The following is an 8,681-nucleotide window of genomic DNA, read 5'->3' as shown; positions in this document are numbered from 1 at the left end:
TGAATACCAAGGTCTTTGGACGCCTGCGCATACGACACGCCGCGCTGCTTGATCAGCCGCACGGCCTCAAGCTTGAACTCCCGCGTAAACTGCCTTCTCTCCATGACGCACCTCCTGCTCCATAAAACACCTAACTTGGTGTCTTCGGAACCGGGTGCAGCTCAGCTCCGCCTCCCGCTGCAATCCCAACTCCCCCGACAAAGAATCCCACGATCGCCCGCGTTTGGTGGTGGCCCATCGAACCGGTGCCGCCGCCGACCGTGCAGATAGAGCGCGTCGCTTAAGACAGCCTCGCTGCCGAACTATCGTCGCCCTTGAGGCAACCGAGTCCTTGCCGCATCGTGCTGACAATTGCCCTTGCGTGGCGCAATTGTAGGAGCCGGCATCCGGGGAATGTCGGTTGTGATGCCTCGGATGGTGCCTCGCTCATCTCTGCTCCGAAATGGGGACGTTCCCGATGGTCGTTACCGCAACATACGATCCGTCTCTCGTTGCCCTGTCCATCCTGGTCGCTGGCTTTGCATCTTACACGGCCCTGGATCTCGGCGGACGCGTGGCGCTGGCCCAAGGACCCACGTACCGCATACCCGCGCACCGCATACCAACGCGCCGCATACCCACGCAGCGCATCTGGCTGGCGGCGGCCGCACTCACCATGGGAGGCGGCATATGGTCGATGCACTTCGTCGCCATGCTCGCCTTCGAGCTGCCGATGCCGGTGTCCTACGATGTCGGCTTGACTGTCCTTTCCCTCGTGCTGGCGATCCTGGGCACGAGCGGCAGCTTCTACGTCATCAGTCGCCCGGGCGCATGGCGTCACCGTCTCGTCCTCAGCGGCGTCTTCATGGGGCTCGGCATCCTCGCCATGCACTACACCGGCATGGCGGCCATGCGGGGGCCCGTCGAATTGAGCTACGACCCCCTATGGTTCGCGCTGTCCGTAATCGTCGCGATCGGCGCGGCGACGGCGGCGCTGTGGCTGGCGTTCGGAACCAGGGACCCTGGGCAGAAGCTCGCCGCCGCCATCATCATGGGCGTCGCTATTTCCGGCATGCACTACACCGGGATGCGCGCGGCCATCTGTACCGCTCAGGCCACGACGGAGGAGGCCAACGAGGTCGCGACCCTCGATCGGACTCCGCTGGCGGTGGGGATCGCCGGTTTCGTGCTCGCCGATCTGGCCGCCCTGTTCGCCTCCGTGGCCAAGCGCAAGCGCGCCGATGAGGCCCTGCGTCAGACGCAGGCAGATCTTGCCCACATCCAACGGGTCACCGCCATGGGAGAGCTGGCGGCCTCGATTACGCATGAAGTCATGCAGCCGCTCGGGGCGGGAATGAACAATGCCGGAGCGGCCTCGCGCTGGCTGGATGGCCAGCCGCCAAATCTGGACAAGGCCCGGGAGGCGCTTGGTCGTGCCGTCGAAAACGGAAGGCGTGCGGCCGAGATCATCGGCCGCATCCGTGCCCTCGTCAAGAAGGAGCCCCCGCGGAAGGATGCCTTGGAGGTCAACGAAGCGGTCGTTGAGGTCATTGCCCTGACCCGTGGCGAAGTGATGAAAAACAATATCTCGGTGCAGACGCAACTCGCGGAGGGCTTGCCGCTGATCCAAGGAGATCGAGTCCAACTGCAGCAAGTGATTCTTAATTTGATCATCAACGCCGTCCAAGCGATGAGCGGTGTCAGCGAAGGGTCGCGCGGGTTGCTGATCGGCACCGGGAACGATTCGGGCGGAGTGCTCGTCGCCGTGCAGGATTCTGGCCCGGGACTGAAACCGGAGAGTTTTGAACACCTGTTCGACTCGTTCTACACCACCAAGCCCGGCGGCATGGGCATGGGGCTATCGATCTGCCGTTCGATTGTCGAAGCTCATGGCGGACGCATATGGGCCACCCCGAACGCCGGGCCAGGCATCACCATGCAATTCACTTTGCCGATCAACGATCAAGCCATGGCATCCGCGCGTCCGGCAGGTGTGATCTTCACTTCTATTCAGAAATTCTCCCCCGCCGCCAACAAGAGATGATGAAGGTCGGGCACTCCGAGAAGTCTGGTTCTGGCTCAAATCAGTTTGAACGTCGGCCGCCGCCGAGGTCTGCTTCTGACCCTCAACCGACATTCGGTCGATTTTGGCCTTAGTTTAAGGTTGCGCTGTCATGATTCAAGTAGGGGGCGCGCGCGGCTCATGGCCCATCAGCGAAGTGGCGGCAGTAGCGACCAGGCGAATGAGCATGTCTCCAGCTACAGAGGTTTTCCATGAAAGCTAAGCCATGATCCCTAAAATATTCCACCTCACAAGCAAGAGTAAGAAACTGTCTTCGACCGCGCAGGGCAATGTCGATGTCATAAGAGCCTTCTATCCCGACTATAAAATACTGATCCACGACGACGATGACATACTGCAATTCATCAAGAAAAACTATTCTGAGTATTATGAGAGCACGATCTCCCAGATGCCCAAATTCATTTGGGTTGTTGACACTGTCCGATACCTCATGATGGATCACTATGGTGGAGTTTACTGCGACACTGACGTTCTATTCAGAAAGAGATTTGAATTTGACGCGGGAGTCATTTTTGTCGAGCGGGAATGGACTTGGCCCAACGATCGTTCGATCACTGATAGTGTGCACAACTGCCTATTTGCAAGCGAGCCGAAGCATCCGGTTTGGACAGATATCCTCAATGGAATTACCCAGAACGTTCGAACTGTGCAGTCTCCAACTGCGCAAGCGGGCCGATTTGCAAAGCGAGTGGTGGCTAAGCTGCTAGGAAAATCAGTTTATCCGTTGGTCTTTGGTGTCACCGGGCCAAATGCTATTTCAAAGATCATCACCCAAAATGGTTCATTGAAGCAACACAAGGACATTCCGGTCGTTCCTGGAAGTCAAATCTTCCAAGCAGGAATGAGCAAGGGAATGTTGGAAGAAGCTTCCTTCGTGCATGGGGCTGCCGGAAGCTGGCAATAGCTTCAACACCGCGGTCGCTTTCGACTTTCTGTCCGGTTGTGGCCCAACGCGCAAGTTCTGCAACGTCCGATTTTGCGCCCCTGTCAAGGGCATAGTGGATGTCTACGGCGTCCGTGATTTATGAGTACGCGCCCCTTAGCCCGTCATGGCCTATCGTCGAATCTCCTCCGATTTCCTCGTCGGTCATCCTCTCTTGGTTCGGTAGGACTCGAATGATGAGCGACGAGGAAGCTGACCGCTATCGAATCGAGGGAGGAATGCCGCCGTTTGACCGATAGGGCGATTAGATAGCGGACAAGGAAGCCTTGTTGAGGCTGGCGGCGGATTGGCTGAAGCTGGCCGAAGTTGCCGCGCGCGGCGCTGCGATGTCAAGGAAGGTTGTTGCCACGGTGAACAACGCGACGTCGCGGTGTTCTGAGGGATGGTTGCCCAACTAACCAATCCATTGCGCGAAGGCGCGTCCGCTGGTGCGGCTTACTCGGTCTCGCTGCTTGCGGAAACGTTGTAACCGACCGTAGACGGCCTGGCGACTGCGACCCAACTGCTCGCCGAGCTCGGTTGCAGTCATGCCCTTGTCGAATAACGCAAGTAGTTGCGCTTCTTCTTCAGGCGACCACGGACGTATCTCTTGTCGATCGTTGGACATCGATTTCGTGCCATCAAAAGCGCTGCGGACCATCATCGTACATCAGGATCGTGAATGATTGAGTTCAGGGTAAGGAGGTCTGAACAGTCGGCGGATTGGCGCTTGCAGACCCAGGTTGCTCAGCCAAGGCCGAACTGCCACGGCGCTAGGGCCGCAGTCAAAGACGCTAATACGAGGAAGGTGTTGGGGAGGAACGCGCAAGGCAGAGCGAGGAAGGGCGGTCCTGGGTGCTCGCGTAACGATCTGTAAGTATTTAAGCCTGCAAAATAGCACCCTTCTGCGCGTGATCAGTCCGACCAAAGAGATTGCCGTGACCTCAGATAATGATGACCAACTGGCTGGTTTGACGCGAGAGATCTGTGACAAGGCAAGCAATCCTGATCGAGGTCCTTAAGCGAGACGGACACGACGTCTCCGACCATGAGTCGGATTTGGCAGCACGGATCGCGAGGCTGTTTAGGCTGCTTGAAATAGCATCGGCCAGTGAAGGACACGAGACAGCCGCGTCAGCTCAAGGGTAATCATGCCGGATCGCCGAAAGATTGATCGTTCGGACGTCGACTTAGTCGCATACATTTTTGGAGATGGCGGCAGCCAACGTTGCCGCGTGTTCAACATCTCGGAGGACGGGGCTGGGATCGAGTTAGCGACGAAGCTGCACATGCGTCCCACATTCAAGATGATGTTGGAAAGAGACCGTATCATCAGAGATTGTCGTCTCGTTTGGTCCAGTGATACTCGCATCGGGGTCGTTTTTAAAGCCGATTGAGCCGGCTCTGCTAGGTCGTTGGTCCCAGCCCAGAGCCGCGCGGCTCTCCAAATCTCGGGTGCGGAATTCAATTATTCGGTGTCGACTGCATCACGCGCTGCGGCTGCTGGAGCGGCATCAGCGGCCGTCACTGGGGGTATCGATGCATGGTGCAAGGCATTTACTTTGCGATGTTGCATCCAGCCGCAACTGAAGCGCGAGCGCAAGCCGAGGCGCAACAAAGATCGAAGGCCTTCAACTGAGGATTGCTTGTTGTCGGCTCTAATGCCGGCCTATCGGGGCATCCCTGGCGAATGGCGCTGTTCGACAAACCCCTGTCGTTTCCGACAGTGCGCGCCATCCCCATGATCGCGGCCAGGAAAGCTATTTAGCTCTGCTCAACTACGCGTCCGATAAGGTGCGCGGATCGCTCGGGAAATCGCAAGCGATCCCGATTACGAGCTTGGCGGCGGTCGAGCTGATGGGAAAGCCTACTGGTTCGATCGATCGCCCGGACGTGCGTCCCCGACAAGCCTTTCTTTCTTTAGTCAAAATTCGAGACCTGCTTTTGGTTTTTGAAGAATGCAGAAGTTAAGTGGCTACGGGGACTGTGAAGTGGTTCAACCCGACGAAGGGCTACGGGTTCATCCAACCTGACAACGGCAGCAAGGACGTCTTCGTCCATATTTCGGCGGTGGAGAAAGCTGGTTGCACCTCACTCGCAGAGGGGGCCAAGGTCAGCTTCGACGTCGTGAACAATCGCGGAAAAGACTCGGCTGAAAATCTACGGGTCGGGTGAGCGTTTCAAACCGCGACGTAAGGCCCTACACGGAAAGGCCGCAGCGGCAAACCACTGCGGCCTGCCGGGTTAAAATGAAGACGTGAAATATTGATTCCAGCCCCGGCAAGATAAGCCTACAGCGACGGCTCGAGTCCGCAATGTCGTCGATGTCACACTTGGGGAAAACTTAAACGTCAGCCTTGCCGACTGAGGGAGGGCTCGACGGGGCCGAATGGCGAGCCGTCACCCCCAAAGCCGCGAAAACCTCCCGTCGGATTGAACAGCAGTCTGCACCTGATCGGCGCAGATGCGAGTGTTGAACAATATCGGATGTTGGCGGCTCGCTCAACGGACTCACTATGACCGAGACCAGCGTCACTTTACCGCTGATGGCCGAGTCCCATCCCCAGCACGATAGCCTTCTGACGGAGCGCGCCGACGGTGCCCTTGGTTGCCCTGGATATCGTGACGACAGGCGTCCGAGCATTGGAGTGCGCCTTTAGTTCCTTGATGTCGTCCTTCGTCCACTCGCGGCGAACTACTTGTTTCGTTTTAGGCAAGCGACGCTCCTTCGGTGTTGAAGGCACGCTCTAATAACATGAATTAAGAGCCACCGATAAAACAGGACAATCGAGTAATCGCTACTACTCCGTGCGCTTAGTGAGCCAGAGCTGTAGCCGCCAGATGCTCCCAGTACTCTGCCTCTGCGAGCAAGTTCCAGCTTCTCTCAGGATCACGCGCGGCAGCCTGTCAGCATAGCAACGCCATCGCGCGAAAGCGGCGCATAGCTTCCATCGCAAAACTCCCTGCTTCTGTTTTCCCCAACTTATTGTTTATTATCGCGACAGAGTCATCATCATTATGAGACAGGATTAATTTTGGCGTCGGCCGCCGACTGGCGCTCCGATAAGTCCGTCTGAGCGGGAACTATTTTCGCTTTGGGCTTCACATCGCTTTCGAATGCTACTTGGGTCTGTAGACGGATCGCTCCGCTTCGGATCGAGCAGGTCCGGGGCATCAAGGCCGATGCGCGCGGGGTAAGGCTTAGCTTAGGAGCGTGACCGGTCAGCAACACGCCCGTGCAAAGTCGCGCGAGCCGGCGTCCAACGTTACAATCCGAACCGACTGACAGCGGAGAATCTTCTCCAATCACTCCATTGCGAGCACGCAAAGCTTACTTGCGATCAGCCCGGCGCAAATGCCGGGCTTATTCGCTAAGGATCCTCATTCTCGCTCGGGATCAATTCTCGAGAACGCTATCATTTCCCTTCGGCCCCGCGACGGGACGCTCCGGGACCTGCTGCGGTGATGACCGCGCGTTCGGACGGACCGTGGCCGATCTTACCTCGGAGCTCGACAAGGGTCGGTGAACACCTCGACCTGGCGGCGAAATTCGTGGGCATCATTGGCGGGCTGCCCGCGGTGACCCGCACGTGGCGGCGCTGCAAGCATATCGTTGATACGACGATCGTGTGTATTGACATCCTCGGAAGTTTTTTTGCCGAGAGTCGCAAACCGAACGGACAGCTCTCCTGTCGTTGGACATAGTGGTATCGGGACTGGATTGAAGCTCATCAAAATTGACGACGCTGAGGTGGAAAACTTTCCGCCTTCACGAACTCCCGTGGCGCAGCCAGCGTTTCGGGAAACGGTTTCGCTTGAGAAATGGGGACAGCAGCTGTGAGTGAAAGTAAAGTGAAAGCTGAAGTGAACGCACCGAACGGCTTCGCGATGCCGCCGTTCGGATTGCCGAGGTTTGCGGTGCCCGGTGTGCTCGGTGAATTTTCCGAGCAGGGCGTCGCCCGCGCATGGGAAGGCTGCGAGAAGATCAAAGCCGCGTCAGAGGATATGGCTGAAGCGCTGCGCGAGACCTATTCGGGCAATGCCAGGAGCGCGACAGACTACGGGCTCAAGGTCATCGAGATCTCGAACTTTAATACCGCCTCTGCGATCGATTTCTTTGTCCAACTCCTGGGTAGCAAGTCGGCGGCGGATGTCGTCACCCTGTCCGCGGAGCAAGCGCGCAAGACTTTCGACACCGCATCCGCCCAAGGCAAGGACTTGTGGGAGCTTACCCAGAAGCTTGCAACGGCAACCGGCGAGCCACTCAAGAAGCACATGGCCAAGGTCCTTCACCAAGGCAACTAAGCGGCACTCAATTTACATTCAGGTTCATTCAAGAGGGAGATCCGGCCGGTTGGACCGAGCCCCGCCGCGAGCATGCCCAGCCATGCTCGACCAAACAACGGGCAGGTGCGCGATGCCCCCCAGCCAGCGCACCAACAAGAGGCGCGATCCAACCGGCCGGTCGCTTTTCGAAACCGAATAGGAAATTGAATTCAAGAAAATTAAAGTTCAGGGAGGCTCAAATGGGCATGGTCATGGTCAAATGTCCGCAGACCGGACGCGCGATCTCCACCGGCATCAAGACCGATCGCGAGAGCTTTCGGCGTAGCCCGGTTTTCTTCGCGCACACTCGCTGCCCGATCTGCCAATCCAATCACGCCTGGTTCGCACAGGAGGCTTGGGTCGAGGAGCCCGGTGCCTGGGCGCGTCACCGCGTGGGATCGCTGGCCTGATCATCCACACAGGCATCGATGATCGCGACGGAGGGACACCATACGCACATGCAACTCTCCATGAAACGATTTGCGACTCAGCGAGGCGGCCGCCTGCTCCTAAGCGGTCTCGCTCGGCATCAATTCTCGAGAACGCTATCATTTCCCTTTGGTCCCGCGACCGTCTCACGTTCTCGGAGCTGCTGCGCGCGATAGCGAGGCTCGCGCTCGCGAGGGGGCGGGCGTTCGGAGGGATCGCGGCCGATCTTGGCTTGGAGCTCGATGAGATCGGTGAACACGTCGGCCTGGCGGCGCAGCTCGTCGGCGATCATCGGCGGCTGGCTCGCGATCGTGGAGATGACGGTGACTTGAACGCCGCGGCGCTGTACCGCCTCCACCAGGGACCGGAAGTCGCCGTCACCGGAGAACAGCACCATCCGGTCGATGTGTTCGGCGAGTTCCATGGCGTCCACGGCGAGCTCGATGTCCATGTTGCCCTTGACCTTGCGGCGGCCGGAGGCGTCGATGAACTCCTTGGTCGCTTTGGTCACGACCGTGTAGCCGTTGTAGTCCAGCCAGTCGATCAGCGGACGGATCGAGGAGAACTCTTGGTCCTGGATAGTCGCAGTGTAGTAGAACGCGCGCAGAAGCGTACCGCGGCTCTGAAATTCGCTCAGCAGGCGTTTGTAATCTATATCGAAGCCGAGCGTCTTGGTGGTCGCATAGAGATTGGCTCCGTCGAGGAAGAGCGCAATCCTGTTGGGAGACGACATTGTAATCTCGGAAGCACGAAGTGCCATGCTGCGGGGAATATGAACCCGCCAATGAGGCGGCACTTCCAAAGCTTTCATCAAAGCCGGAGCTTCCGATGCTATACTGGGGTTGACCTGCCCCTGCCGATTTCCTCCGGTTGAAGTTAGAGTCCGGCCTTCTGAAGGACGGACAGATGAAGCGAGCCAGGTTTACGGAAGAACAGATTATC

The 8,681-nt window shown here is 58.0% G+C and carries 11 protein-coding genes; 6 read left to right on the top strand and 5 right to left on the bottom strand.

What is annotated here, in order from left to right; all coding sequences use genetic code 11:
* A partial coding sequence (locus tag IVA74_RS40110) for a transposase (protein WP_247340152.1) occupies positions 1-104 on the bottom strand: 104 nt, incomplete at its 3' end.
* Between the two features lie 353 nt (positions 105-457).
* Between IVA74_RS40110 and IVA74_RS40105 the strand changes: the two genes are divergently transcribed.
* The gene (locus tag IVA74_RS40105; RefSeq protein ID WP_247353606.1) at positions 458-2,023 is read left to right on the top strand and encodes an MHYT domain-containing protein; all 1,566 of its coding nucleotides are present in this window, start codon (positions 458-460) and stop codon (positions 2,021-2,023) included.
* A 244-nt stretch (positions 2,024-2,267) separates the two neighbouring features.
* Positions 2,268-2,966, top strand: a complete 699-nt coding sequence (locus IVA74_RS40100; RefSeq protein WP_247353604.1) for a glycosyltransferase — start codon at positions 2,268-2,270, stop codon at positions 2,964-2,966.
* Positions 2,967-3,249: 283 nt separating this feature from the next.
* Here the strand turns inward: IVA74_RS40100 and IVA74_RS40095 are convergent, their stop codons facing one another.
* A complete protein-coding gene (locus IVA74_RS40095; RefSeq protein ID WP_247353601.1) occupies positions 3,250-3,399 on the bottom strand; it encodes a hypothetical protein in 150 nt (49 codons plus the stop codon).
* A complete protein-coding gene (locus tag IVA74_RS40090; protein ID WP_247353599.1) occupies positions 3,400-3,648 on the bottom strand; it encodes a helix-turn-helix domain-containing protein in 249 nt (82 codons plus the stop codon). It abuts the gene before it with no gap.
* A 487-nt stretch (positions 3,649-4,135) separates the two neighbouring features.
* On the opposite strand from IVA74_RS40090, the gene IVA74_RS40085 reads away from it, so the two are divergent.
* Both IVA74_RS40085 and IVA74_RS40080 read left to right on the top strand, forming a co-directional pair.
* Positions 4,136-4,381, top strand: coding sequence for a PilZ domain-containing protein (locus tag IVA74_RS40085; protein ID WP_247353597.1), 246 nt, complete (start codon positions 4,136-4,138; stop codon positions 4,379-4,381).
* 574 nt (positions 4,382-4,955) lie between these two features.
* Positions 4,956-5,159: a cold-shock protein gene (locus IVA74_RS40080; RefSeq protein WP_247353595.1), complete on the top strand. Its 204-nt coding sequence runs from the start codon at positions 4,956-4,958 to the stop codon at positions 5,157-5,159.
* 362 nt (positions 5,160-5,521) lie between these two features.
* On the opposite strand, the gene IVA74_RS40075 is transcribed toward IVA74_RS40080, so the two are convergent.
* Positions 5,522-5,701, bottom strand: a complete 180-nt coding sequence (locus IVA74_RS40075) for a hypothetical protein (protein WP_247353593.1) — start codon at positions 5,699-5,701, stop codon at positions 5,522-5,524.
* A gap of 1,105 nt (positions 5,702-6,806) precedes the next feature.
* On the opposite strand from IVA74_RS40075, the gene IVA74_RS40070 reads away from it, so the two are divergent.
* Positions 6,807-7,289, top strand: a complete 483-nt coding sequence (locus IVA74_RS40070; protein WP_247353591.1) for a phasin family protein — start codon at positions 6,807-6,809, stop codon at positions 7,287-7,289.
* A gap of 221 nt (positions 7,290-7,510) precedes the next feature.
* Positions 7,511-7,720: a hypothetical protein gene (locus tag IVA74_RS40065; protein ID WP_247353589.1), complete on the top strand. Its 210-nt coding sequence runs from the start codon at positions 7,511-7,513 to the stop codon at positions 7,718-7,720.
* A gap of 119 nt (positions 7,721-7,839) precedes the next feature.
* Here IVA74_RS40065 and IVA74_RS40060 read toward each other — a convergent pair whose 3' ends face one another.
* Positions 7,840-8,478, bottom strand: a complete 639-nt coding sequence (locus IVA74_RS40060) for an NYN domain-containing protein (RefSeq protein ID WP_247353608.1) — start codon at positions 8,476-8,478, stop codon at positions 7,840-7,842.
* Positions 8,479-8,681 lie beyond the last annotated feature (203 nt).

It is taken from the genome of Bradyrhizobium sp. 132, assembly GCF_023074185.1.
In the GTDB taxonomy this organism is placed as follows: Bacteria; Pseudomonadota; Alphaproteobacteria; order Rhizobiales; family Xanthobacteraceae; genus Bradyrhizobium.
Note: the sequence above shows the minus strand (reverse complement) of the source record. Positions and strands in the feature narration are given on the sequence as shown.

Coding starts and splice junctions, on each gene's coding strand:
- IVA74_RS40105 (WP_247353606.1), top strand. CDS start 458: ATGGTCGTTACCGCAACATACGATCCGTCTCTCGTTGCCCTGTCCATC.
- IVA74_RS40100 (WP_247353604.1), top strand. CDS start 2,268: ATGATCCCTAAAATATTCCACCTCACAAGCAAGAGTAAGAAACTGTCT.
- IVA74_RS40090 (WP_247353599.1), bottom strand. CDS start 3,648: ATGATGGTCCGCAGCGCTTTTGATGGCACGAAATCGATGTCCAACGAT.
- IVA74_RS40085 (WP_247353597.1), top strand. CDS start 4,136: ATGCCGGATCGCCGAAAGATTGATCGTTCGGACGTCGACTTAGTCGCA.
- IVA74_RS40070 (WP_247353591.1), top strand. CDS start 6,807: ATGGGGACAGCAGCTGTGAGTGAAAGTAAAGTGAAAGCTGAAGTGAAC.
- IVA74_RS40065 (WP_247353589.1), top strand. CDS start 7,511: ATGGGCATGGTCATGGTCAAATGTCCGCAGACCGGACGCGCGATCTCC.